Here is a 23,938-nt window from a genome sequence, read left to right as displayed (position 1 = left end):
ATTCAGGTAAATTCTTCAATTGCCTGGCGATTACTCCAGGACTTGGTCAGTACTGCTGCGTCTGCGGGTGCAATCCAGCGAAAAGCAAGATGCTCAGTCAGCGCAATATCGCGTTCATTTGGCAGTTGCAGCCGAAACCAGTGTTCGCGATTGTGCGTTGTTCCCGGCGCATAGCGATGGCGATAGTGCGGGAAGATCTCAAAATCAATCTGACGCTGACAATCTTCTACCGTTAATTGCTCAGCCAACACATCAATCCCTAGCTCTTCTTCCACTTCTCGCTGTGCAGCCTGAAGGGGGATCTCTCCCGCCTCAAGGCTACCCGTGACTGATTGCCAAAAATCGGGATCGTCACGCCGTTGCAGCATTAACACCCGGCCAGTATCTTGCGCATAAATAACCACCAGCACTGAAACCGGGTGTTTGTACACCATTATTTCGACTCTGGCTTTTCTTTCTTAACGACCTGAATACCTAATTCCAGCAACGAAGCGGGGTTGGCTTCGCTAGGGGCTTCAGTCATCAGACACGCCGCGGCAGTGGTTTTTGGGAACGCAATGACGTCGCGAATATTGTCGGTGCCGGTCAGCAGCATGGTCAGACGATCCAGACCAAACGCCAGACCTGCGTGCGGCGGCGTACCAAATTTCAGCGCATCCAGCAGGAAGCCAAACTTCTCACGCTGCTCATGCTCTTCGATACCCAAAATACTGAACACGGTTTGCTGCATTTTGCCGTGATGGATACGCACCGAACCGCCGCCCACTTCATAACCATTGATCACCATGTCATAGGCATTGGCTACTGCCAGCGTAGGATCTGCTGCCAGCTGCTCTGCGCTCATCTCTTTCGGCGCAGTGAATGGGTGGTGCATCGCTGCCAGGCCGCCCTCTTCATCTTCTTCAAACATCGGGAAGTCGATCACCCACAGCGGTGCCCAGGCTTTCTCATCAGTGACGTTCAGCTCACGCCCCACTTTCAGACGCAGCGCGCCCAGCGCATCAGCCACGACTTTGGCGCGATCAGCACCAAAGAAAATGATGTCGCCATCTTGTGCGCGGGTACGATTCAGAATCTCTTCAACGATTTCCGCATTCAGGAATTTCGCCACCGGGCTTTGAACGCCCTCAAGGCCACTCGCACGATCGTTGACCTTCATCCACGCCAAGCCTTTGGCGCCATAAATTTCCACAAACTTGCCGTATTCATCAATCTGCTTGCGGCTCAGCTGGGCACCGGTTGGCACACGCAGCGCGGCAACGCGACCTTTTGGATCGTTAGCCGGACCAGAGAACACCTGGAATTCGACGTTTTGCAGCAGGTCGCCCACGTCAATCAGTTCCATTGGGTTACGCAGGTCTGGCTTGTCTGAGCCGTAACGGCGCATCGCTTCCGCAAAGGTCATCTGCGGGAACGCACCCAGATCCACACCTTTCACATCTTGCCAAAGATTACGGATTAAACGTTCCATAATTTCACGCACTTGTGGCGCGCTCAGGAAAGAGGTTTCCACATCAATCTGGGTAAATTCTGGCTGGCGATCGGCACGTAAGTCTTCATCACGGAAGCACTTAACGATTTGATAATAGCGATCAAAACCCGACATCATCAGCAGCTGTTTGAACAGCTGAGGTGATTGCGGCAGCGCATAAAACTTGCCTTTATGCACGCGGCTTGGCACCAGATAGTCACGCGCACCTTCTGGCGTGGCTTTGGTCAGCATTGGGGTTTCAATATCGAGAAAGCCTTCATCATCCATAAAGCGACGCACGAAGCTGGTAATTTTCGCGCGGGTTTTCAAACGCTGAACCATTTCTGGACGACGCAGATCCAAGTAACGGTATTTCAGGCGCGCTTCTTCGCTGTTGTTCTGATTGGAGTCGAGTGGCAGCGGCTCGGAGCGGTTGATGATAGTCAGCGCTTCAGCAAACACCTCCACTTCGCCGGTTGCCATCTCGGCATTTTTATTTTTGTCGTCACGCGCACGCACGGTTCCGGTGATCTGGATACAGAATTCGTTGCGCAGTTCAGACGCCAGCTTGAAAGCATCCTGACGATCGGGATCGAAGAACACCTGCACGATGCCTTCACGGTCGCGCATATCGATAAATATCAGGCTTCCCAGATCGCGACGGCGGTTGACCCAGCCGCAAAGAGTGACTTGCTGACCTACATGAGACAGATTGAGCTGTCCGCAATATTCTGAACGCATAACACCATCCTTTAAACTTCACCGCTGCAGCTGACAGCATCAGGCCGCGTAACCATTTGAGATGCTGTCGCAAAAAAGGCGGTCATTATAATGGAAAAAGGCAAACAGGATAAGTAGAGCCGCGCCAAAGCGGGCATTTCATTACTGCATTTCGCCTGTTTGCACCTACTGGCTACTATAAAGGATAATTTGTCATCGACTTTGAGCCAGGAGAAATGGCGTGACGCTTCGTATCGGCCTGCCGCAATGGCAGCATTCGCACTGGAAACGTTGGGGAATTGAGAACCTGGCGGATTATGCACGCCTCTTTCACTGTGTTGAGGGTAACACCACGCTTTACGCGTTACCGAATGCTGAAACGGTATTGCGCTGGCGCGACATGACACATGATGAATTCCGCTTCTGCTTCAAATTCCCTGCCACCATTAGTCATCAGGCCGCGTTACAGCACAGCGATGATTTGCTCGAGGAATTTTTGCGTCTGCTCGATCCTCTTGCCGATCGCATCGGGCAATATTGGTTGCAGTTGCCCGCCCGCTTTTCACCGCAACAACTCGACCAACTGTGGCAGTTTCTGGACAGCTTGCCGCGCCGTTTCTCTTATGGCGTTGAGGTTCGACATCCTGAATTCTTTGCCAAAGGGGAAGCGGAACGCAGATTAAATAGCGGGCTGCTGGAACGTGGTGTTAATCGCGTCATCCTCGACAGCCGACCGGTGCATGCTTCAACCTCGCAACATCCCGCTGCACTGCATGCGCGCCAGCAAAAACCGCGCGTTCCGCCCCATGCACTGCGCACGGGATCACAGCCGATGGTGCGGTTTATCGGCAGCGACAGTGTGGAAGAGAGCGTACCGCTGTTTCAAATTTGGCTGAATAAACTGGCGGAATGGCAGCAAAACAGCGATCCCCTGCTCTTTCTACACACCCCCGATATGGGGGAGGTTTTTCCGCTGATACAAGCGCTTTGGCCGCAGTTACAGCAGTTAGATCCCAGCATCGGTAGCGGGCCCGACTGGCCGCAACAGGATTCACTGTTTTAAGTATTCAGCGGGACAGTGAACGCCTGGCTGGCTAGAATGGCTGCCTTAGCACGATTTCTGGAGTTTTAATGGTTAGCGCGTTGTATGTGGTGTTAGGTGCCTTGTTAGTGATGAAGTTTACGCTGGATGTGGTGCGCCACCGCCGGCAATATCGCGTGGCTTATGGTGATGGCGGCGTTTACGATTTGAAAATGGCGATACGCATTCATGGAAATGCCATCGAAACCATTCCGCTTGCATTGCTGCTGCTGATCGTCATGGAAATGAACGGCGCGGACATCTGGATGATTCATCTGACTGCACTGCTGTTTTTCATGGGTCGCTTACTTCACGCTTACGGTTTACGTCACAGCGTCATGAAAGGACGTAAATATGGCATGATGTTCACGCTTTTTGCCCTGTGTGGCATGACCATTTTCAACCTGATTTACCTGCCGTGGGAATTGGTGTTGACGCTACATTAAACGGTGCAGGCTTAACGGGTGCAGCCTGCGGCAGTTTCTGCCAGAATAGCGCCCTTTCCGTCCTCTCTTCGGATTTTTCGTTATGTCTGACCGCGATACGCTATTTTCCGCGCCCATCGATAAACTGGGCGACTGGACCTTTGACGAGCGCGTGGCTGAAGTCTTTCCCGACATGATTCAGCGCTCGGTGCCCGGCTACTCCAACATCATTTCGATGATTGGCATGCTGGCAGAACGCTTCGTTCAGCCCGATAGCCAGGTTTATGACCTTGGCTGTTCGTTAGGCGCGGCGACCTTATCGGTGCGCCGCAATATTCACGTGCCGGGCTGTACCATTATTGCCGTGGACAACTCGCCGGCAATGGTCGAGCGCTGCCGTCGCCATCTTGATGCGTTTCGCGCTGACACACCGGTCACGGTGCTGGAAGCCGATATCCGCGATATCGAGATTACCAACGCCTCAATGGTGGTGCTTAACTTCACGCTGCAATTCCTTGAACCGCCAGCGCGCTTAGCGCTGCTGAAGAAGATCTGGCAAGGTCTGAATCCGGGCGGTGCGTTAGTGGTCTCTGAGAAGTTCAGCTTTGAAGATGCGGAAGTGGGAGAACTGCTGTTCAACATGCATCACGATTTCAAACGCGCTAACGGCTACAGCGAGCTGGAGATCAGCCAAAAACGCAGCATGTTAGAAAACGTGATGCTGACTGACAGTGTGGAAGCACATAAAGCACGTCTGAAAGCGGCGGGCTTTTCGCATGCTGAGCTGTGGTTCCAGTGTTTTAATTTTGGTTCGTTGGTGGCGTTGAAATGATCGATTTTGGCCGTTTTTATCAGCAAATTGCCGTCGGCCCGCTCGCCCAATGGCTTGAAGTCTTGCCTGGGCAAATCAGCACCTGGCAACGTGAAAACCTGCATGGGCACTTCCGCGACTGGTATAAGTCACTGGAATACTTACCGCTGCTTGAGCCGCAACGTCTGGATTTATTGCACAGCGTGAGCGCGGATCGCGACGACATCAGCGATCGTCATCGTCAAGGCATTGAGAAATTGCTGCGCAACCTGATGCCGTGGCGCAAAGGCCCCTATTCGTTGTATGGCACTGAAATTAATACGGAATGGCGTTCTGACTGGAAATGGGAACGGGTGTTACCGCACATCTCCTCGTTAGCCGGTCGTACGGTTCTGGATGTGGGCTGCGGCAGCGGTTATCACATGTGGCGCATGATCGGTGCAGGCGCACATTTTGTGGTGGGCATCGATCCCATGCAGTTGTTTTTGTGCCAGTTCGAGGCGGTACGAAAACTGCTGAATGACGATCGGCGTGCACATCTGCTGCCCATCGGCATTGAACAACTGCCCGCTTTACAAGCCTTTGATACCGTATTTTCCATGGGCGTGCTCTATCATCGCCGTTCGCCGCTGGATCACCTGCTTCAGCTGAAAAATCAGCTGGTGAGCGGTGGTGAACTGGTGTTGGAAACGCTGGTGATCGAGGGCGACGTGAATCAGGTGCTGGTGCCAGGCGAACGTTATGCGCAGATGCGTAATGTGTTCTTTATTCCGTCTGCCGAAGCGTTGAAAAGCTGGCTAGAAAAAAGCGGCTTCGTTGATGTGCGTATCGTAGATTATGCGGTAACGTCCACCGATGAACAGCGCCGCACCGATTGGATGATCAGCGAATCGCTGGCCGAGTTCCTGGATCCCAACGATCCAGGCAAAACGGTTGAAGGTTATCCCGCTCCGCTGCGTGCCGTGTTAGTCGCCACCAAGCCGTAATCTTTACCGGCGAGGCTGTTACCGACGAGAAAAGGCCAGCTTCGCCGCAAATCCAATAAACACGCATCCCGTCAAACGATCCATTATTTTTAAGATGCGGGGCTGACGCAAGTGGCGGGCAAAATAGTGACTGCCCCCTATCAGCACCGCGTTCCACACCAAGCCCAACAGCATATGCGCCAGCGCCATCAACGTGCACCATAACGCCACCGACGCGCCAGCAGGAATAAATTGCGGCAAAAAGGTCACGTAGAAAACACCCACTTTGGGGTTGAGCAGATTACCGAGCAATCCACGGCTAAAGCAGGTGAGATAACGCTGCTGTGCGGAATCGCTGCTTTTAACGTCTTCAGGTTGGCTACGAGGGTTAAACAGCAGCTTCAATCCCAGATAGAGCAGATACGCTGCGCCCAGCCATTTCAGCAAATTGTAGGCTATTTCAGAGGCCAGCAGCAGCGCGCCCAATCCTAATCCCACCGCCACACCCCAAAGCAAACAGCCTAACGTCACGCCCAATGCCGTCACGCTGGCACGCTTCCATCCCTGCGCCGCAGCAGATCGCAGTACCAACGCGGTGTCGAATCCTGGTGTTAGCGTCAAAATCGTAATGGCGAACAGAAAAGAGATCAAAGTCGTGGTCATGTATAGCGTCCTGATTGATTCAGCACAACATAGCAAGATCGGTGGCTGGTGTAACCTTAACGTAATAAATGAGACGTATTTTCATTACCCCAGCTAGTACTGAAGCAGCGAACGCATTTTGTGCCAGGCTGTTATCGGCCTTCTATTTTCATATCAAGGAGTTGTGATCATGAGTAAATTTATCTTCTCTTCACCCCGTAAATATGTGCAAGGCGCTGGTGTGTTGGACGAACTGGGTCCTTACATCGCTGAGTTGGGCAATCATGCTTTTCTGGTCGCGGATGATATCGTCTGGAAATTGATTGGTGAGCGTGCACAACAGGCGCTGAAAACCGCCAATATTGACTTCGTCTGGCAACAGTTCAATGGCGAAGCCTCTAGCAACGAAATTAACCGCCTGAGCGAATTAGCCAAAGCGCAGGGCTGTAACGTGATTGTTGGCCTTGGCGGCGGTAAAACGCTGGATACGGTGAAAGCCATTGCTGACGAATTGAAGCAGCCGGTGGTGATTGTGCCGACGATCGCCTCAACCGATGCGCCTTGTAGCGCCCTTTCAGTGATCTATTCCGACAGCGGCGTGTTTGAAAGCTATCGCTTTTACAACAAAAACCCTGATTTGGTGTTGGTCGATACCGCCGTGTGCGCCAATGCGCCTGCGCGACTGTTTGCTTCAGGTATTGCCGATGGTTTGGCAACCTGGGTCGAAGCACAAGCCGTGGCCCGCTCACATGCGAAATCAATGGTCAACGGCGATCCCACCATTGCCGGTTTGGCGATTGCGCGTGCCTGTGAAGAAACGCTGCTGAAATGGGGTTTCAGTGCCTATACCGCCGTCAGTGAAAAACGTGTTACCCCTGCGGTGGAAGCGGTAGTGGAAGCTAACACGCTGCTTTCCGGTTTAGGATTTGAAAATGGTGGACTGGCGGGTGCCCATGCGATCCACAACGGCTTTACGGCCATCGACGGCGAGATTCATCACCTCACACACGGCGAGAAAGTCGCTTACGGCACGTTAACGCAAATGGTATTAGAACAGCGCCCGGATGAAGAGATTGCCCGCTATATTCGCTTCTATCGCTCCATCAATATGCCTACCACGTTGAAAGCGTTGCATCTGGAAAACGAGAGTTGGGAGAATTTAGTTAAAATCGGTGCGCTAGCCAACAGTGACGGCGACACGCTGAAAAACCTCAACCCTAATCTCTCGCCAGAAGATATCGCTAATGCGATTGTGGCGTTGGACGCGTTTAGTAAAACAGTTAACTAATCTGTTCAGGGCGATCGGTGGATCGCCCTATTCTTCTGACGCTGCCGGATTATCCCAATACTGATATTTGTATGCTGAGCTAAGGTGTCGCTCAATCGTGCCTTTATCGAAAATTTCGGTTTCGTGCAGGTAACTCAGTGTGCAGTTTCCCACTTCGTCCCACAATTGACACTCATCTACCGAACGGATTGTACTGACCGGTGTGCTGGCAGTGCCATTAAGGCGCAACTCACGGAATTGCTGATCGTAGGTATAGGTATCTTTGCTGCGCGATGAACTGGCGCTTACCACTAAACCTTGCGGATTCCAGCGATAATGGTTTTCACCGTTGGTCATTTCATCGGTGCCGCGCGCCACGCTTTTTTCCAGCCGATACTGTGCGTCGTAGCGATACGTGGTGTCAGTGAAACCGTTTTGTCCCATGCTGATGAATTTGTCTGAGGAGCTGACAATGTTACCGTTTTTGCCCATTTGCCAGTTGATGGTGCCCTGACGATTGTCGACCACCACTTCTTTGCCTTCCTTCAGCACCTTGACCAAATAGGCATACTCTGCAACCCAACCGCCTTGTACCCGAGCAATATGTTGCTCCATGCTGAGAATCACGTTGCGCTCATTCTTGTCATAGCTGACATCGGCAACCATCAAATCGCCGCAGGGATCAAACTGACCGAGCACGCGTTTTTGCGAGTTTACATCTTTGCCAAATTCTCCGGCGATGACCTGCCGCACTGCACCTTTCGCACTGCCGCCTAACATAATCCAGTTATTGCTGCTGGCAATGACGCCGCTTTGTGGTCCGCAATTGCTGGCCGCAAAAAGTGGACTGCTCAACGCAGCCGCTAACAAGGATACGGCAGAGATCAGGAAGCTTTTCATGATGTAAGTCCCAGACAACAGTACGTTAAGTGTAATCGCAACGGCGTTTATCGGCGGGAAAAAGCGTAAATAGCAGGCAAAAAATACCCCAGCAAGCGTGCTGGGGTTTGGTACTTGCAAACATCACGTCAATGATCGGCGTGCTGCGCGGCAAAATCTGGGGTGATTCAGGCGACCCGAACGCTGTTCATCTGCATCACACTTCTCATGGCTTCCACCACATCACTATCTACGCAATAGCGACTGAACTCATCGGTTTCGGCTTCAGAACACATTGAAACACCGGCTTTTCGGTAACGCATCGGCGATACCACAAGGTGGCTGGCCGAGCTGTGAACTTCACGAATGCCCATATCGAGAAACTTCTGTAGGTTACTCAGGCGAACGCCTGCACCTGCCATGATAATAGGACCTTCACTGAGATCATTTAGTTCCTTCAACAATGCAATTCCGTTTTCCGCGCTTTGCTGCTGGCCTGAAGTCAGAATGCGCGCGACGCCGAGATCGGTCAACTCCTTCAGTGCACGTTTAGGACTATGGCACAGGTCAAATGCACGATGGAATGTCACTGAAACGCCGTCGCACAGCGCCATGATTTGCCGCATTTGCGCATGGTTGATGTGGGCATCTTCATCCAGCATTCCCACCACCAGCCCCGGAAAGCCCAATTCACGGATCAACGCCACATCCGATTTCATTACTTCAAATTCGCGGGCGGTATAGCAAAAATCGCCACCGCGCGGCCTGACAATCGGATGAACCGGAATCGAAAGTTCGCGTCGGGCTGCTTCCAGCGTCCCAGCCGAGGGTGTTAATCCCCCTTCACGCGGCGCTGCGCACAGCTCAACGCGATCGGCTCCAGCCTGCTGCGCGGTCATTGCGCAATCCACGCCGTAACAACAAATTTCCAGTTTGGTCATTCTCTTCTCCTTTACATGACGTCTGGTTCGAACCAAGTTCATCGGTTAGTCTGACTGCTGGAATGATTTTACGCGGAAAGGTAACTATGGCATTCAATTTTGACCAACGGATAGACCGTCGTCACAGCGATAGCCTTAAATGGCACAAATATGCGGACCAGGACATTCTGCCATTGTGGGTAGCTGATACTGATTTCCGTTCGCCCGAGTGCATTATCGATGCGATCAAAGCCCGCGTTGAACATGGAATTTTTGGCTATGGCGATAAGCCAAACGGTTTGATTGATATTGCCGTTCAGCGCTTCGCCTCGCGCTATCAGTGGCACGTCGATCCGGCATGGATCGTTCCATTACCGGGCGTCGTCAGCGGGTTAAATATTTCGGTTCGCGCGTTTACCGCAGCCGATGAAATCACTGTTGCGCCAACGCCCATTTATCCGCCCTTTCGCGGTGCTGCCAAACTCGCTGAACGCGGCCAGCTGAATCTGCCGTTAGTGCTTAATGAGCATCGTTGGGTCATGGACATTGATGCCGCCAACCAGCAGATGAGTGGCAAAGAGAAATTACTGATGCTGTGTAACCCACAGAATCCTGGCGGAACGGTCTATCGTCGTGATGAACTGGAAGCGCAGCTTGCTTTTGCTCAGCAACATGATTTGATTGTTTGCACCGATGAAATTCACTGCGATTTATTGCTGGAACCGGGCGTGCAGCACATTCCTTTCGCCTCACTCAGTGAAGATGCCGCGCAGCGCAGCATTACGCTTATTTCCCCCTCAAAAACCTTCAACATCGCCGGATTGGGCGCTTCACTGGCGATCATTCCTAATGCTGAATTACGTGCCCGCTTCAATCGCGTGCGTCAGGGCATTGTCCCTTCCGTGGATATTCTGTCGCTGGTTGCTGCCGAAGCCGCGTGGCGGGACGGCGATGCGTGGTTAGAAGCACAACTCGTCTATTTACGGCGTAATCGCGACTGGCTGGTCGAGCAGGTCAATGCGCTGCCGGGCCTGACGATGACATCACCCGAAGCCACCTATTTGGGTTGGATCGATGCCAGCGCGCTCAACGTCGCCAGCCCGGCGCTCTATTTTGAAAAATATGGACTTGGCTTTTCACCAGGTCGTGACTTTGGCGATGATAAGTTTGTACGGCTGAATTTTGGCTGCACCCGTGCGCTGCTGGAAGAAGCGGTCGTGCGGCTGGGCAAAGCCGTCAACGCCCGCGTTTAATCTGCCTCGCTGGCGACAATCTCTTCCAGTCGCCACGGATGAAACTTTATTGTGGTTTGCCCATCTGTTACCGCTAAGGTCGGGTTGGGCAAACGCTCATTTTCTCCTTTCGGCGAACTGGTTTTAAATGAGATGCCCGGCTGCGTTAGCGCGTCATCTGATAACAGCGCCATCGCTCGCATGCCCAGCGTTTCAGGTTCGCCGCGCAGGACGATTTCAACATGTTCCCAACCTTCATGACGGTAGCGTTTTTCACCTGGCCAAGGCAGTTCAATCACGTCGAGTTGCCAGCCAGCGACCTCAATGGGCTGATGTAACTTAAACAGGCAAATCGGCCGGCCGTTGATCATCGCTTCAGAAAACTGGCAGCCAATTTGTAAAAAACCCTGCTTCCAGCGCTCTGCCGTTGCGTTTTGGTGACAACGAACAGCAATGTGATCAGATTCGAGATCGCCTAATGAGAGACCTAAGCGTTCAGAAAAACTCTCTAACGATTTCTCGAATCGCACTAAATCTGCCTTTAAATCGTCTAATTGTGGGGGAAAAGTGCTCTTCACTGCGTAAAATCTCCTTAAATAATGCAATATTTCTTATCAATATAACATGCTGTCAGCGCTGAGTTAGGAACACCAAAAGCGTAGGATTCATCCGATTTGACGCGTAAATTGCCGCAAAAGGATATAAACAGACCTTTTAATTCGGATTTATCCTCTCTTTAGGTCCAGCAGTTTCTGGATGAAAACACCTTAACTACATGTTTTGTATCAGCTTCTTTAATACAATGAGATAAGTCTTATTTGGGCAGAGAACAATTGCAGCCATGCGGTCTTTCTTATAAATTTGACCTAACACAACTCAAAGGAATAGCTCAATGACCATGCTAATTGTTGTCGCAGTCCTAATCGCACTGATGGGATTTGCTATTTCCCGCCATTGGAAGGTGCGTGAAGACAAAAGTGTTAAAAATCCTCGCCGCCATCTGCGCCGTCGTTAAATCAAGCGGGAAACATTTTAGGCTCTGTTTCCCTGCTTTATCCAACTGCTGACGCCCACAGACAATTCACGTATACTTTCCCCCTCATTTTTTTCCGTTTTGTCTGGGTCATTAACGCCAGGCAAGATGATGATGACGGCTCGTCATCGTTCAGACGAGCGTTTTTCAGCATATGAAGGTAACTCGGTGAATATTCAGGCACTTCTTTCCGCAAAAGTCAGTCAGGCAATGGTTTTAGCCGGCGCGCCCGCCGATTGCGAACCTCAGGTTCGTCAGTCAGCCAAGGTTCAGTTTGGTGATTATCAGGCAAACGGCATTATGGCCGTGGCGAAAAAACTGGGACAAGCGCCGCGACAATTAGCTGAGACCGTGTTGCAGAATCTTGATCTGACAGGCATCGCCAGCAAAGTTGAGATTGCCGGACCGGGCTTCATCAATATTTTCCTTGACCGTCAATGGCTGGCTGAAAACGCTAAGCAAGCGCTGCGTTTGCCTCGTTTAGGCGTGACGCTGGCTGAACCTCAAACTATCGTGATCGATTACTCTGCGCCCAATGTCGCGAAAGAGATGCACGTTGGTCACGTGCGCTCCACCATCATCGGTGATGCCGCCGTACGCACTCTGGAGTTTCTGGGACATAACGTGATTCGTGCTAATCACGTTGGCGACTGGGGAACGCAGTTCGGCATGCTGATCGCCTTTCTTGAGAAGCAGCAGAACGAAGATCATGCAGAAATGGCGCTGGCAGATCTGGAAGAGTTTTATCGTGAAGCGAAACGTACCTATGACGAAGATCCTGCGTTTGCCGAGCGCGCACGCGGTTACGTGGTAAAACTGCAAGGTGGCGACGCCTATTGCCGTGAGATGTGGAAGAAGCTGGTCGACATCACCATGAGTCAGAACCAGAAAATTTATGACCGTCTGAACGTGACGCTGAGCCGTAAAGATGTCATGGGTGAAAGCCTCTACAACGATATGCTGCCAGGCATCGTCAGCGATCTGAAAGACAAAGGCTTAGCCGTCGAAAGCGAAGGCGCAACCGTGGTGTTTCTGGACGAGTTCCAGAACAAAGAAGGCGATCCCATGGGCGTTATCATCCAGAAAAAGGATGGCGGATACCTTTACACCACTACCGATATTGCCTGTGCCAAATACCGTTATGAAACACTGCATGCCGATCGTGTGCTGTATTACATCGATTCTCGTCAGCATCAGCATCTGCTGCAAGCCTGGACTATCGTGCGTAAAGCGGGTTATGTCCCGGAGAATGTGCCGCTTGAGCACCATGCGTTTGGCATGATGTTAGGTAAAGATGGACGTCCTTTCAAAACGCGTAGCGGCGGCACCATTAAACTCGCCGATCTGCTGGATGAAGCTTATCAGCGTGCTTACACGCTGGTGCGTGAGAAAAATCCTGAGATGCGTGAAGAAGAGGTGAAACAGCTGGCGGAAATCGTCGGTATTGGCGCCGTGAAATACGCTGACCTGTCGAAAAGCCGTACCACGGATTACATCTTCGACTGGGATAACATGCTGGCCTTTGAAGGCAATACTGCCCCGTACTTGCTGTATGCCTACACTCGCGTGCTGTCGGTCTTCCGCAAAGCGGGTATCGATGCAGAAACGCTGGATGCCGATCTGTTTATCACTGAAGATCGCGAAGCGCTGCTGGCGACCCGCTTGTTGCAGTTCGAAGAAGTGATCACCCAAGTCGCGCGTGATGGTACGCCGCATGTGATGTGTGCTTATCTGTATGACCTCGCGGGTCTCTTCTCTGGCTTCTATGAGCATTGCCCCATTCTCAGCGCGGAAGAAGAACGTACCCGCCTGAGCCGTTTGCAGCTTGCGGCGCTTACTGCTAAAACCTTGCAGCAAGGTCTCGATACCTTGGGTATCCAAACCGTCGAACGTATGTAAACACAAAAAAACCCCGCTTCGGCGGGGTTTTTTATGCATTTCACCGCGTCTTAGCGGTAGTTCACCATCACTTCACTGCTCACCACGCGCAAGCCCGGCGGCAAACGTCCCGTACCGGCAAAACCAAATACCATATGCAAGGTTTCGTCTGCCGACAGATGCGCCAGGCCGCGAGTGCTGCCGCTGCCTCCGTCAAGCGAAGTGCAGCGCTGCGCTGCGCACAGCTTCACTTCCAGTCCCGCTGGCGCAGGTTTGCTGAGTTGATAACGCCAGTTCACAACGTCGATATAACCGTCTGTATTTTTCGGCGGCAGTAAGGGCTGCGAACGTTGCCAGCCGCCTCGATTCGCCAACAGCGGGCCATTAGCGCTCGCGTGCCATGCGCCGCCCGCAGCCTGGGAACAAAGCGGTAACATGCACAGCAGCCACAGCCAGCGTTTCATTATTTGCCTCCAATGGTCGCCGTCATGCGAATTTGGCGGTTGTCGCTCAGCTCCATGTTTGACAGCACCACCAGTTGCGGCAGATTGCGGCGCAGGAAGCGCGCCAGCAACGCACGTAGCGGATGATTCACCAACAATACTGGCGGCGCGCCCAGCATCTCCTGGCGTTGCAATGCATCTTGCGCCTGGCTTAACAGGCGATCGGCAAGGCCCGGTTCAAGTCCACCACCGCCTTGTAACGCCTGTAATAACAAGCGCTCTAACGTAGCGTCCAGACCAATAACCTGCACTTCATCATTACCCGGGAACCACTGTTGCGTAATCGCGCGGCCCAAGGCTACGCGTACGACACTGGTGAGTTCTTGTGGATCGTTCTGAATCGGCGCATGTTCCGCCAGCGTTTCAATAATGGTGCGCATATCGCGAATCGATACACGTTCTATCAGCAAGTTTTGCAGTACTTTGTGCATCGTGGTCAGGGAGATCACGCCTGGCACTAAATCTTCAGTGAGTTTCGGCATCTCTTGCGTCACGCGATCCAACAACTGCTGCGCTTCCTGACGACCAAAAAGCTCGCTGGCGTATTGACCAATCAGATGATTCAGATGCGTAGCGACCACGGTACTGGCTTCAACTACGGTAAAGCCCTGAATCTGCGCCTGCTCTTTCAGCGCACTGTCAATCCAGATTGCTGCCAGACCAAAGGCGGGATCCACCGTGGCTTCGCCCGGCAAAGTCCCTGCCGCCGTGCCTGGGTTAATCGCCATCCAACGTCCTGGATAAGCATCACCGCTGCCAATTTCCACACCTTTCATCAGAATACGGTAGCGCGCAGGCGGCAGTTCCATGTTGTCACGGATATGCACCACCGGCGGCAAGAAGCCAACATCCTGCGCCACTTTTTTACGAATACTGCGGATACGGCCTAACAGCTCGCCATTTTGCAGGTGATCGACCATCGGAATCAGGCGATAACCCACTTCCATGCCCAGCGTGTCCTCCAGTTGTACGTCAGTCCAGGACGCTTCCGCAGTCGCTGCGGTTGCCGGGGTATTCTGGGTTTTATTGATGCTGTTGGTCGCCTCGGCACTTTTCTTCGGCTGCATTTCACGTCCGCGTAACCACCACGCCAGACCTAACAGCGCAGCGGTAAACATCAGGAACACCAGATTTGGCATACCCGGCACCAGACCAAGCAGACCGATGACGCCGCCACTCAGCATTAATACCCGGGGATCCTTGAACAGTTGGCCAACCATCTGCTCGCCAACATCCTGATCGGTCGCTACACGCGTTACGATAACACCCGCTGCCGTTGAAATGACCAGTGCGGGGATCTGTGCAACCAGGCCGTCACCGATAGTTAACAGCGTGTACGTTTCACCCGCATGACCGACATCCATACCATGCTGCACCACACCCACCAACAGGCCGCCGATCACGTTAATCACCATGATCATGATGCCCGCGATAGCATCACCACGCACAAACTTACTGGCACCGTCCATCGAACCATAGAAGTCCGCTTCTTGCGTCACTTCCATACGACGGCGTTTGGCTTCCTCTTCACCAATCAAACCCGCGTTGAGGTCGGCATCAATCGCCATCTGCTTGCCGGGCATCCCGTCAAGCACGAAGCGCGCGCCCACTTCGGCGATACGGCCCGCACCTTTGGTGATAACCATAAAGTTAATGATCACCAAAATGATGAAGACCACGATACCGATGGCGAAGTTACCGCCCACCAGGAAGTGGCCAAACGCTTCCACCACCCGGCCCGCTGCCGCCCCGCCGGTATGCCCTTCCATCAGGATGATACGGGTTGAGGCGACGTTCAGCGCCAATCGCAGTAAGGTGGAGAACAGCAGAATGGTAGGGAACGCCGCGAACTCCAGCGTGCGCTGGGTAAACATCGCCACCAGCAGCACCATGATGGAGAGCGCGATATTAAAGGTAAACAACAGGTCGAGGATGAACGGTGGCAGAGGCAACACCATCATCGACAAAATCATCAGGATCAGCACCGGACCGGCTAATACCTGCCATTGCATATCTTTAAAGTTTCCCGGTAAACGCAATTTTGCGGCCAGATTAGCCATCGTTTCTGTTCTCTCCTGCAAAGTCCATATCTACCGGAACCGGCAGATCTTTTGGTTTGGTTGGGATGAGGCCGCCTTCGCGTTTCCAGCGACGCAACTGCCAAACCCACGCCAGCACTTCCGCCACCGCCGCATACAGCGCGCCGGGAATGTGTTGACCAATTTCAGTATGACGATACAACGCACGCGCCAGCGGCGGTGCCTCCAAAACCGGGATGCGATGTTCAGCCCCCAGTTCACGAATTCTCAAAGCAATTTCCCCTGCGCCTTTTGCGACGACTTTCGGCGCACTCATTTTTTCTCGTTATATTGCAGCGCCACAGAATAGTGCGTTGGGTTAGTCACGATGACGTCGGCTTTTGGCACATCAGCCATCATGCGACGGCGCGCAGCGGCGCGCATTTGCTGACGAATACGCCCTTTAACGTGCGGATCGCCCTCTTGTTGTTTGTGTTCATCGCGAATTTCCTGGCGAGACATACGCAGTTTTTTGTAATAGCTGTAGAGCTGCCAAAAAACGTCATAACCCACCATCGGCACCAGCCCAAGGATCACTAATGCACAGCACACCGCAATCATATCCATGCCGTGAATCAGCGCGCTGGTTGGCGACTCGCTGATTAAACGCAGCATTTCCGGCCAGTGTGACAAGATGTACCAAACGCCTACCGACCCCACCAGGATGGTTTTCAAAATCCCTTTAAACAGTTCAGTCCAGGCCTGCGCGGCAAACATGCGCTTAAAACCTGGCAACGGATTGAGCTTGGTGAAATCAACTTTGATCGACTTGCCGCTGAAGACGATACCGCCAAGCAGCATCGGAGAAGCAATCGCCACTAACACCAAACCCCCATTAAAGGCAGCAGCGCCAGAATCGCCTGGCCGATCAGGCTACTGATATGGGCAATGATGATTTTGTCATCCGTCACCATACCATGGTCAAAATGGAGACCCGCAGCCACCATGCCCGCTAATCGATGCGCCATCATGTTGCCGCCCATCCACAGGATCATGATGCCAGCCAGCAGCATTAACAGTGACGTCAGCTCGCGCGAACGCGGAATATCACCTTCCTCACGCGCTTTCTCAAGTCGGTGGGGCGAGGGCGATTCTGTTTTGTCCTCGTCGCTATCAGCCACGAAAAACCTCGGTGGAGTGGAATTCTGAGCATAGGATGCCAAATTTGAGTTTGGTTAAAGCGGGGATAAGACGCGCAAAAGCGCTGTTCTTTTGCGGATGGAAAAGAGATGTAATGAAAGTCCGCCGTTAAGCGGACCTTTCTAACTGCCGGTGTGACGTTAAGCCTGAACGACTTAACGCCACACTGGGAGGTAAAACACCATTAGCAAAATCAAAAGCCTAAGCTATCCAGTAAATCATCAACCTGATCCTGGTTCGCGACCACGCCCGGTGCATCGGAGTGAATCTGCGGACCGTTCAGCAGGCTGGTGCCTTCCTGACGCTTCTCGGCGCTGACTTCAGGCATGTTTTCCAGCAGCACCATTAATAACTGGCGCTCAATTTCCTGAATCACATCCATCATGCGCTTGATTACCTGACCGGTAAGGTCCTGGAAATCCTGCGCCATCATGATTTCGAGCAGCTGCTTGTTGGTAAAGGACGTGTGACCTGGCACGGCACCGAGGTATTCGCGCGTATCCGTCACCAACTCACGTGCATCGGCCAGTTCGATTGGGTTTTCAAACCATGCATCCCAACGCCCTTTCAGCTGGGTTGCGCCGGCTTCCATTTTGTCCTGATGCGGTTGTGCCGCTTCCACGCAGTTTAACGCACGGTCAGCGGCCTGCGCCGTCATTTGAACCACATAGTCCAGACGATCGCGGGCATCAGGAATTGCTTCGGCGGCTTCGGCAATGGCTTGATCAAGCCCCAGCTCGCGCAGACTTTCACGCAACATACGCGTGAGCGAGCCAATGCGGCTAATAATGTCGTGTGCCGAGGCATCCTCAGTTGATTTCGGAAGGTCGCTCATCACATCTCCTTACAGGCCCAGTTTTTCGAAAATCTTGCCCAATTTCTCTTCAAGCGTCGCCGCCGTGAACGGCTTAACGACATAGCCGCTGGCACCGGCCTGCGCGGCAGCAATGATGTTCTCTTTCTTCGCTTCCGCGGTGACCATCAAAACTGGCAGGCTGCTCATCGCTGCATCTGCACGGATAGTTTGCAACAGTTGCAGACCATCCATATTCGGCATGTTCCAGTCGGAGATGACAAAGTCAAAGCCACCTGCACGCAGTTTAGCCAGCGCATCAACGCCATCTTCTGCTTCTTCTACGTTATTAAAGCCCAGCTCTTTTAGCAGGTTACGCACAATACGACGCATCGTGTTGAAGTCGTCTACCACTAAAAAGCGCATGTTTTTATCAGCCATATCTACTCCTGTGTTATCTCGCCCGGCAGGACGGGCCTGTTAAATACGCAATGCCTGTCCGGCGCTAATTTTCGCCAGCATATGCTGACTGATGTTGCTTAAATCCACGACTTCGCTCACGCCGCCTGCGGCAATTGCCTCACGCGGCATGCCAAATACCACACAGCTGGCTTCGCTTTGGGCGATGGTCCAGGCGCCAGCACGATGCATTTCCAGCATCCCCGCCGCGCCGTCGTTGCCCATCCCGGTGAGAATCACGCCCACCGCGTTGCGTCCAGCGTTACTCGCCACCGATCTAAACAGCACATCTACTGACGGTTTGTGCCGATTAACCGGTGGCCCTTCATTGAGTTTCACCACATAGTTAGCGCCGCTACGGCCCAACTCCATGTGCATCGCGCCGGGCGCAATATAGGCGTGACCGGGAAGAATTCGCTCACCATCTTCGGCTTCTTTCACCGTGATCTGGCACAGCTTATTCAGGCGTTCAGCAAAAGAGCGGGTAAACCCGGGCGGCATATGCTGAGTAATCAGCAGCGCTGGGCTGGTGGCCGGCAGCGGTTGCAGCACGTGACGAATCGCTTCGGTACCGCCGGTTGACGATCCAATCGCAATCAGCTTTTCGCTGCTCAGCAGCGGCCCCGCTTTCAGCTTGACCGGCACCGGCGTTGAGGTACGCACATGCAATTGAGCTCGCGCCGCCGCACGTATTTTGTCGCCTATCATCTGGCTGTAAGCCAGCATGCCTTCACGGATACCCAACTGCGGTTTGGTGACAAAATCCACCGCGCCCAACTCCAGAGCTCGCAACGTGATTTCCGAGCCTTTACCGGTCAGCGAAGAAACCATCACCACCGGCATTGGACGTAAGCGCATCAACTTTTCCAGAAAGTCGAGCCCATCCATGCGCGGCATTTCTACGTCCAGCGTCAGTACCTGCGGGTTGAACTGCTTAATCAAATCGCGGGCAACTAAAGGATCGGGCGCGGTAGCAACCATCTCCATATCGGGATGACTGTTGATGATTTCCGTCATCAACTGACGCATCAGCGCAGAGTCATCCACGCACATCACGGTGATTTTGCTCATCATCTTTCCTTAGTCAGTCCATAGACGGTTTGCCCACGCAGCCAAAACTCTTTACTGATTTGACTAAAGTTCTCTGAGTGACCAGCAAACAGAATGCCGCCTGGCTTCAACAGCGGGACAAACCGACGCAGAATTTTTTCCTGCGTCTCTTTATCGAAATAGATCATCACGTTGCGGCAGAAAATCGCATCGAACGGCCCCGGCACCTTCCAGTCATTCGCCAGCAAATTAAGCTGGGCGTAGGTGATCGTACTGGCCAGTTCAGACCGTACCCGTACCATGCCTTCATGCGGACCAGTGCCGCGCAGGAAAAAGCGCTGCAACTGCGCCGGTGACAACGTGCGTAACTCTTCATGGCGATAAACACCTGCCACGGCTTTCTCTAAAACCTGCGTATCGATATCGCTGGCATGGACCTGAAATTTACCCGGCCCGCTACCCAGCGTTTCAGCCAGCGTCATGGCGATTGAGTAAGGTTCTTCGCCGGTAGACGCAGCGGTACTCCATACATTGAAACTGCCCTGCCGCTTACGTGCATGTTCAGCGAGGATAGGAAAATGGTGCGCCTCGCGGAAAAACGCCGTCAGGTTGGTGGTTAATGCATTAATAAATGCCTGCCATTCAGCGCTGTTAGGATCGTGTTCCAGCAACGCCAGATAACGACCAAAATCATCTATGTTCAGCGTGCGCAGGCGGCGAACCAAACGGTTGTAAACCATTTCGCGCTTGTGATCGGCCAGCACAATACCTGCTCGTTGATAAATCAACTGGCTGATACGACGAAAATGCGTATCTGAGAGCGGTAAACGCTGAACCATTTGCGACAGCAGCGTCGTCGCCTCACTTTGATCCAATAACGTCGATTTCTTCATTTCTGCACCTGGCACTGAACTAAACACATTAACGATCTGCTGCTATGCCCAACCCTGTTTCAGGGCTGGGCCATCCAGGCGATTAAAAGGTTTCCCAGTTATCGTCACTACGAGAACCAGACTGACGGGCAACCGCCAGCGGCGCATCCAATCGGAGAGTTTTTGGCGCCGTTGTCTTGTTAACGGCCTGGGCGACAAATTCTTTACCAATATTGAACACTGATACGGCTTGTTTTAAGTTGCTGGCCTGATCTTCCAGGGCTGCGGCCGCCGCTGCGGACTCTTCAACCAGCGAGGCGTTCTGCTGCGTGACGCGGTCCATTTCAGTCACGGCAAGGCCAACCTGGTCGATACCGCGGCTTTGTTCGTCAGATGCAGAGGCGATCTCGCCCATGATGTCGGTAACGCGCGTCACCGCGCTGACGATCTCGCTCATGGTGTCGCCAGCGCTTTCCACCAGCACCGAACCGGTATTAACGCGGCTCACGGAATCTTCAATCAACCCTTTGATCTCTTTTGCAGCCTGCGCACTACGCTGCGCCAGGCTGCGTACTTCACCGGCAACCACCGCAAAGCCACGACCCTGTTCACCGGCACGTGCGGCTTCCACAGCGGCGTTCAGGGCGAGGATGTTGGTCTGGAAGGCGATACCATCAATCACGCTGGTAATGTCCGCGATTTTCTTCGAGCTACCGGCGATTTCCTTCATCGTAGTGACCACGCCATCCACCACTTTGCCGCCCTGCTGCGCGGTTTCGGAGGCGTTAAGGGCCAGTTGCGAAGCCTGACGCGCATTTTCCGCGTTCTGCTTCACCGTCGCAGTCAGCTGCTCCATGCTGGCAGCGGTCTGCTCCAGCGAGGCCGCTTGTTGCTCGGTACGTGAAGAGAGATCGTTATTACCTACGGCGATTTCGCTGGCACCGGTATAGATCGCATCGGAACCATCACGCACCGTCCGTACAGTGCGCACCAGCTCTTGCTGCATATTTTGCAATGAGCTCAGTAATTCACCGATTTCGTTACGCACGGTAACGTCAATGGACTGAGTCAGATCACCACGCGCAATATGCTGAATATGTTCCATGCTCTGTTTCAGCGGGCGAATGAGTACGCTGCGCATCACATTCCACACCAGTACAATCACCAAAAGCGTGACGAACAATGTGCCAATCACGATAGAGATAGATCGTTGATAAGCGTCGTTATTGGCTTCCACACCGCGCTTGGCGAGCACCAGGTTGTAACGCATCCACGCGTCGTAATCTGTCTGGAATTTGTCCTGGTAACTTTGCGTAGGCTGGTCAATAAATCCTTTGAAGTTGCCGCTGTTCAAAAACACGATCAGCTCAGCCAGCGCATCGTGATACGCCTTGTAGTTAGCTTGCAGCGTCAACACGTTTTCTGCGGTTTTGCCTTTTTCTGACAGGTTGGCGTTGAAGGTATCGAAGCCCTGTTCTGCGCGTTTTAATTCGCTGCTGGCCAGCGCCACTAACTCTTTAACGCTGGCACCGGAACCGGACATTTGTGCATCTTGCAGATAGCGGATCCCGGCACGGTTCAGGGTGTTACGTGCCTGAACCAATGATACCCATGAGGTGCCCATCGCCTGCTGTAAGGTGCTCAGACGTTGGTTATAAGCGAAGTTCTCTTTGTCAGAACTTACCGTTTTGAAAAACATTCCCCCGGAAAACAGCTGTAGCAAGGCAAATAATGCCAGCACGCACAGCAGGCCGGAGACAACTCGTACTCGACTAAACATAAACACCTCATTGGTTGCGATTCACTTCTGTTTATCGGCGCGAGTGAAGGGAACTTTATGTGCGGCGGCACGGATTGGACCCGCCGCCGCCGAAAGGAGATACCGAGGTTATGTGCGAATCGTTTTAAACACCGAAACGGCCTGCGTTAATGCGCTGGCTTGCTGTTCAAGTGCCGCCGCCGCCGCCGCAGATTGTTCAACCAGCGAGGCGTTTTGCTGGGTCACGCGATCCATTTCAGTCACCGCCTGGCCCACCTGCTCAATGCCGCGACTCTGCTCGTCAGACGCAGAGGCGATTTCACCCATGATGTCGGTTACGCGAGTCACCGCGCCGACGATGTCACTCATGGTGCTCCCGGCGCTTTCCACCTGTAACGAACCGCTATTGACGCGGGAAACCGAGTCTTCGATCAAGCCTTTGATCTCTTTCGCTGCCTGGGCGCTGCGCTGCGCCAGACTGCGTACTTCACCGGCCACCACGGCAAAACCCCGGCCTTGCTCACCGGCGCGAGCCGCTTCTACTGCCGCGTTGAGTGCAAGGATGTTGGTCTGGAAAGCAATGCCATCAATCACGCTGATAATGTCGGCGATTTTCTTCGAACTGCCGGCAATCTCTTTCATGGTACTGACCACACCATCCACTACTTTGCCGCCCTGCTGTGCCGTTTCAGATGCCGTCAGTGCCAATTGCGAGGCCTGACGGGCGTTGTCAGCGTTCTGTTTTACCGTTGCGGTAAGCTGTTCCATGCTGGCAGCGGTCTGCTCCAGCGAGGCTGCTTGCTCTTCGGTGCGCGCAGAAAGGTCGTTATTTCCGGCGGCGATTTCGCTCGCGCCGGTAAAAATAGCGTCAGATCCGTCGCGCACATCACTGACGGTGTTCACCAGCGACTGCTGCATTTCCTGCAAACCTGCCGCCAGCTGGCTCATTTCATTGCGCCCTTCCACGCTAATCGGTTGGGTTAAATCGCCCGCAGCGATAGCGCGAATATGCTCCAGCACCCGATGCAGCGGCTGAATCAAAACCTGACGCAGACCAAACCAGCATGCAGCGATTACCGCAATCACCGAGGCCGCCACAATACCCAGCAACCACATCATCTGCGTGAAGGCTTTTTGGTTCTGTAATAAACCTTGCTCAGAAAGCTCAGTCTGTTTTGCACGCCATTCGCTGTAGCTGACTTTCATATCGTTCTGTTTCTGTTCGATGTTCTGTTTGAACATCCCTTCCAGATCGTTGGCCTGCAAACGTTCCAGCATCGCTTTTAAGCCATCATGGTAATTTGCGTAATCCGCCTCAAGGCGATCGCGTATAACGTTATCGAACCCTGGCGTACCCGGTAAGTTGTAATAAACCTGGAAAGAGCGATCGGCTACTGCCAGCTGTTGTTTTGCCTGATTAATCAGGTCATTTAGATTGCCGCCGTTGATTTTCGACGCCATGTTGGTTTGCAAACGCAACATCGCACGGTTGAGCACGGTACGCGTCTGGTTAAGTTCGATCCACGCATCGCTCATTGCTGTGACGTTGCGTGTTGAGATTTGTGACAGTGCGAATGCTTCTTTATCTTTGTTTAAAGCCGACCAAAACAGGCTGCCCGAAAGTAACTGTAAAGCGCCAAAAATCACCAAGACTGCGATCAGGCTGGTCACCACTTTTATTCGTTTCAACATCTTTTTCCCCGGAAAATTGGTTAAGGTGCAGCAGCTATATCGGCGCTGAAATGGGATTTGTTAGTGGGTTTTCCCTGTTTTACAAAACAACTGACTTTTGTAATTAATCTAAGTAGTCGTTTATTTTGTGTGGGTATTTGCGGCGGGATGGGTAATGCGTTCAGGGAAGGCGTGAGCTGACATGTTGAAAACAAACGGCACGTAGCGATTATGAAGATGGGAAGCTCGGTCGCGGCGTAAAGCGTCCGCCACAGGGCGCTGTTTATGC

The 23,938-nt window shown here is 53.0% G+C and carries 22 protein-coding genes and 1 pseudogene; 8 read left to right on the top strand and 15 right to left on the bottom strand.

Features of this window, described 5'->3' with window-relative positions:
* Positions 1-2 precede the first annotated feature (2 nt).
* Both nudB and aspS read right to left on the bottom strand, forming a co-directional pair.
* Entirely contained in the window at positions 3-434 is a 432-nt protein-coding gene (gene nudB / locus KQP84_RS11220; protein WP_215846599.1) for a dihydroneopterin triphosphate diphosphatase, read from the bottom strand.
* Positions 434-2,212 (bottom strand): aspartate--tRNA ligase, encoded by a 1,779-nt coding sequence (aspS, locus tag KQP84_RS11215; RefSeq protein ID WP_215846598.1) that lies wholly within the window; start codon positions 2,210-2,212, stop codon positions 434-436. The genes nudB and aspS overlap by 1 nt, the downstream gene beginning before the upstream one ends.
* 220 nt (positions 2,213-2,432) lie before the next feature.
* On the opposite strand from aspS, the gene KQP84_RS11210 reads away from it, so the two are divergent.
* The 4 genes from KQP84_RS11210 (at position 2,433) to cmoB (ending at position 5,494) form a co-directional block, all read left to right on the top strand.
* The gene (locus KQP84_RS11210) at positions 2,433-3,254 is read left to right on the top strand and encodes a DUF72 domain-containing protein (protein ID WP_215846597.1); all 822 of its coding nucleotides are present in this window, start codon (positions 2,433-2,435) and stop codon (positions 3,252-3,254) included.
* A gap of 68 nt (positions 3,255-3,322) precedes the next feature.
* Positions 3,323-3,718, top strand: a complete 396-nt coding sequence (locus KQP84_RS11205) for an MAPEG family protein (protein ID WP_215846596.1) — start codon at positions 3,323-3,325, stop codon at positions 3,716-3,718.
* An 82-nt stretch (positions 3,719-3,800) separates the two neighbouring features.
* Positions 3,801-4,529, top strand: a complete 729-nt coding sequence (gene cmoA, locus KQP84_RS11200) for a carboxy-S-adenosyl-L-methionine synthase CmoA (protein WP_215846595.1) — start codon at positions 3,801-3,803, stop codon at positions 4,527-4,529.
* On the top strand, positions 4,526-5,494 hold the full coding sequence (cmoB, locus tag KQP84_RS11195; protein ID WP_215846594.1) for a tRNA 5-methoxyuridine(34)/uridine 5-oxyacetic acid(34) synthase CmoB: 969 nt from the start codon (positions 4,526-4,528) through the stop codon (positions 5,492-5,494). Before cmoA ends, cmoB begins: the two co-directional genes overlap by 4 nt.
* 18 nt (positions 5,495-5,512) lie before the next feature.
* On the opposite strand, the gene KQP84_RS11190 is transcribed toward cmoB, so the two are convergent.
* The gene (locus KQP84_RS11190) at positions 5,513-6,136 is read right to left on the bottom strand and encodes a LysE family translocator (RefSeq protein WP_215846593.1); all 624 of its coding nucleotides are present in this window, start codon (positions 6,134-6,136) and stop codon (positions 5,513-5,515) included.
* A 169-nt stretch (positions 6,137-6,305) separates the two neighbouring features.
* Between KQP84_RS11190 and KQP84_RS11185 the strand changes: the two genes are divergently transcribed.
* A complete protein-coding gene (locus tag KQP84_RS11185; protein ID WP_215846592.1) occupies positions 6,306-7,403 on the top strand; it encodes a glycerol dehydrogenase in 1,098 nt (365 codons plus the stop codon).
* Between the two features lie 27 nt (positions 7,404-7,430).
* Here the strand turns inward: KQP84_RS11185 and KQP84_RS11180 are convergent, their stop codons facing one another.
* Together KQP84_RS11180 and cutC are read right to left on the bottom strand one after the other, a co-directional pair.
* Positions 7,431-8,282 carry a hypothetical protein gene (locus KQP84_RS11180; RefSeq protein ID WP_215846591.1) on the bottom strand — a complete coding sequence of 284 codons (852 nt, stop codon included), beginning with the start codon at positions 8,280-8,282 and terminating at the stop codon, positions 7,431-7,433.
* Positions 8,283-8,449: 167 nt separating this feature from the next.
* Positions 8,450-9,202: a copper homeostasis protein CutC gene (cutC, locus tag KQP84_RS11175; RefSeq protein ID WP_215846590.1), complete on the bottom strand. Its 753-nt coding sequence runs from the start codon at positions 9,200-9,202 to the stop codon at positions 8,450-8,452.
* 86 nt (positions 9,203-9,288) lie between these two features.
* Here cutC and KQP84_RS11170 point away from each other — a divergent pair, with 86 nt between their 5' ends.
* The gene (locus tag KQP84_RS11170) at positions 9,289-10,434 is read left to right on the top strand and encodes a MalY/PatB family protein (RefSeq protein WP_215846589.1); all 1,146 of its coding nucleotides are present in this window, start codon (positions 9,289-9,291) and stop codon (positions 10,432-10,434) included.
* Here the strand turns inward: KQP84_RS11170 and KQP84_RS11165 are convergent.
* Positions 10,431-10,991 (bottom strand): VOC family protein, encoded by a 561-nt coding sequence (locus tag KQP84_RS11165; RefSeq protein WP_215846588.1) that lies wholly within the window; start codon positions 10,989-10,991, stop codon positions 10,431-10,433. The two genes, KQP84_RS11170 and KQP84_RS11165, sit on opposite strands and share 4 nt — an antisense overlap.
* 314 nt (positions 10,992-11,305) lie before the next feature.
* Between KQP84_RS11165 and KQP84_RS25775 the strand changes: the two genes are divergently transcribed.
* Together KQP84_RS25775 and argS are read left to right on the top strand one after the other, a co-directional pair.
* A complete protein-coding gene (locus KQP84_RS25775; protein WP_256449270.1) occupies positions 11,306-11,428 on the top strand; it encodes a hypothetical protein in 123 nt (40 codons plus the stop codon).
* A 186-nt stretch (positions 11,429-11,614) separates the two neighbouring features.
* Positions 11,615-13,345 (top strand): arginine--tRNA ligase, encoded by a 1,731-nt coding sequence (gene argS / locus KQP84_RS11160; protein ID WP_215848261.1) that lies wholly within the window; start codon positions 11,615-11,617, stop codon positions 13,343-13,345.
* 50 nt (positions 13,346-13,395) lie between these two features.
* Here the strand turns inward: argS and flhE are convergent, their stop codons facing one another.
* The 9 genes and pseudogenes from flhE to KQP84_RS11115 all read right to left on the bottom strand — a co-directional run bounded on the left by flhE (position 13,396) and on the right by KQP84_RS11115 (position 23,670).
* Positions 13,396-13,788, bottom strand: coding sequence for a flagellar protein FlhE (gene flhE / locus KQP84_RS11155; protein ID WP_215846587.1), 393 nt, complete (start codon positions 13,786-13,788; stop codon positions 13,396-13,398).
* The gene (gene flhA / locus KQP84_RS11150) at positions 13,788-15,887 is read right to left on the bottom strand and encodes a flagellar biosynthesis protein FlhA (protein WP_215846586.1); all 2,100 of its coding nucleotides are present in this window, start codon (positions 15,885-15,887) and stop codon (positions 13,788-13,790) included. The genes flhE and flhA overlap by 1 nt, the downstream gene beginning before the upstream one ends.
* A pseudogene (gene flhB / locus KQP84_RS11145) lies at positions 15,880-17,026 on the bottom strand (flagellar biosynthesis protein FlhB). The gene flhA and the pseudogene flhB overlap by 8 nt, the downstream one beginning before the upstream one ends.
* 212 nt (positions 17,027-17,238) lie before the next feature.
* Positions 17,239-17,880 (bottom strand): protein phosphatase CheZ, encoded by a 642-nt coding sequence (gene cheZ / locus KQP84_RS11140; RefSeq protein WP_215846585.1) that lies wholly within the window; start codon positions 17,878-17,880, stop codon positions 17,239-17,241.
* 9 nt (positions 17,881-17,889) lie between these two features.
* A complete protein-coding gene (gene cheY, locus KQP84_RS11135) occupies positions 17,890-18,279 on the bottom strand; it encodes a chemotaxis response regulator CheY (RefSeq protein WP_215846584.1) in 390 nt (129 codons plus the stop codon).
* 39 nt (positions 18,280-18,318) lie between these two features.
* Entirely contained in the window at positions 18,319-19,368 is a 1,050-nt protein-coding gene (locus KQP84_RS11130) for a protein-glutamate methylesterase/protein-glutamine glutaminase (protein ID WP_215848260.1), read from the bottom strand.
* Positions 19,368-20,240: a protein-glutamate O-methyltransferase CheR gene (gene cheR, locus KQP84_RS11125; protein ID WP_215846583.1), complete on the bottom strand. Its 873-nt coding sequence runs from the start codon at positions 20,238-20,240 to the stop codon at positions 19,368-19,370. The genes KQP84_RS11130 and cheR overlap by 1 nt, the downstream gene beginning before the upstream one ends.
* A gap of 82 nt (positions 20,241-20,322) precedes the next feature.
* Positions 20,323-21,999 carry a methyl-accepting chemotaxis protein gene (locus KQP84_RS11120; RefSeq protein ID WP_215846582.1) on the bottom strand — a complete coding sequence of 559 codons (1,677 nt, stop codon included), beginning with the start codon at positions 21,997-21,999 and terminating at the stop codon, positions 20,323-20,325.
* A 108-nt stretch (positions 22,000-22,107) separates the two neighbouring features.
* Entirely contained in the window at positions 22,108-23,670 is a 1,563-nt protein-coding gene (locus KQP84_RS11115) for a methyl-accepting chemotaxis protein (RefSeq protein WP_215846581.1), read from the bottom strand.
* Positions 23,671-23,938 lie beyond the last annotated feature (268 nt).

It is taken from the genome of Candidatus Pantoea bituminis (assembly GCF_018842675.1).
Classification (GTDB): Bacteria; Pseudomonadota; Gammaproteobacteria; order Enterobacterales; family Enterobacteriaceae; genus Pantoea; species Pantoea phytostimulans.
Note: the sequence above shows the minus strand (reverse complement) of the source record. Positions and strands in the feature narration are given on the sequence as shown.

What these genes read in the sequence shown, in the direction of transcription:
- KQP84_RS11170 (WP_215846589.1), top strand. Translation starts at nt 9,289, where the DNA reads ATGGCATTCAATTTTGACCAACGGATAGACCGTCGTCACAGCGATAGC.
- KQP84_RS11120 (WP_215846582.1), bottom strand. Translation starts at nt 21,999, where the DNA reads ATGTTTAGTCGAGTACGAGTTGTCTCCGGCCTGCTGTGCGTGCTGGCA.
- flhE (WP_215846587.1), bottom strand. Translation starts at nt 13,788, where the DNA reads ATGAAACGCTGGCTGTGGCTGCTGTGCATGTTACCGCTTTGTTCCCAG.
- flhA (WP_215846586.1), bottom strand. Translation starts at nt 15,887, where the DNA reads ATGGCTAATCTGGCCGCAAAATTGCGTTTACCGGGAAACTTTAAAGAT.
- cmoB (WP_215846594.1), top strand. Translation starts at nt 4,526, where the DNA reads ATGATCGATTTTGGCCGTTTTTATCAGCAAATTGCCGTCGGCCCGCTC.
- cutC (WP_215846590.1), bottom strand. Translation starts at nt 9,202, where the DNA reads ATGACCAAACTGGAAATTTGTTGTTACGGCGTGGATTGCGCAATGACC.
- cmoA (WP_215846595.1), top strand. Translation starts at nt 3,801, where the DNA reads ATGTCTGACCGCGATACGCTATTTTCCGCGCCCATCGATAAACTGGGC.
- cheR (WP_215846583.1), bottom strand. Translation starts at nt 20,240, where the DNA reads ATGAAGAAATCGACGTTATTGGATCAAAGTGAGGCGACGACGCTGCTG.
- KQP84_RS11205 (WP_215846596.1), top strand. Translation starts at nt 3,323, where the DNA reads ATGGTTAGCGCGTTGTATGTGGTGTTAGGTGCCTTGTTAGTGATGAAG.
- KQP84_RS11115 (WP_215846581.1), bottom strand. Translation starts at nt 23,670, where the DNA reads ATGTTGAAACGAATAAAAGTGGTGACCAGCCTGATCGCAGTCTTGGTG.
- KQP84_RS11190 (WP_215846593.1), bottom strand. Translation starts at nt 6,136, where the DNA reads ATGACCACGACTTTGATCTCTTTTCTGTTCGCCATTACGATTTTGACG.
- aspS (WP_215846598.1), bottom strand. Translation starts at nt 2,212, where the DNA reads ATGCGTTCAGAATATTGCGGACAGCTCAATCTGTCTCATGTAGGTCAG.
- nudB (WP_215846599.1), bottom strand. Translation starts at nt 434, where the DNA reads ATGGTGTACAAACACCCGGTTTCAGTGCTGGTGGTTATTTATGCGCAA.
- KQP84_RS11180 (WP_215846591.1), bottom strand. Translation starts at nt 8,282, where the DNA reads ATGAAAAGCTTCCTGATCTCTGCCGTATCCTTGTTAGCGGCTGCGTTG.
- KQP84_RS25775 (WP_256449270.1), top strand. Translation starts at nt 11,306, where the DNA reads ATGACCATGCTAATTGTTGTCGCAGTCCTAATCGCACTGATGGGATTT.
- KQP84_RS11130 (WP_215848260.1), bottom strand. Translation starts at nt 19,368, where the DNA reads ATGAGCAAAATCACCGTGATGTGCGTGGATGACTCTGCGCTGATGCGT.
- cheZ (WP_215846585.1), bottom strand. Translation starts at nt 17,880, where the DNA reads ATGAGCGACCTTCCGAAATCAACTGAGGATGCCTCGGCACACGACATT.
- KQP84_RS11185 (WP_215846592.1), top strand. Translation starts at nt 6,306, where the DNA reads ATGAGTAAATTTATCTTCTCTTCACCCCGTAAATATGTGCAAGGCGCT.
- cheY (WP_215846584.1), bottom strand. Translation starts at nt 18,279, where the DNA reads ATGGCTGATAAAAACATGCGCTTTTTAGTGGTAGACGACTTCAACACG.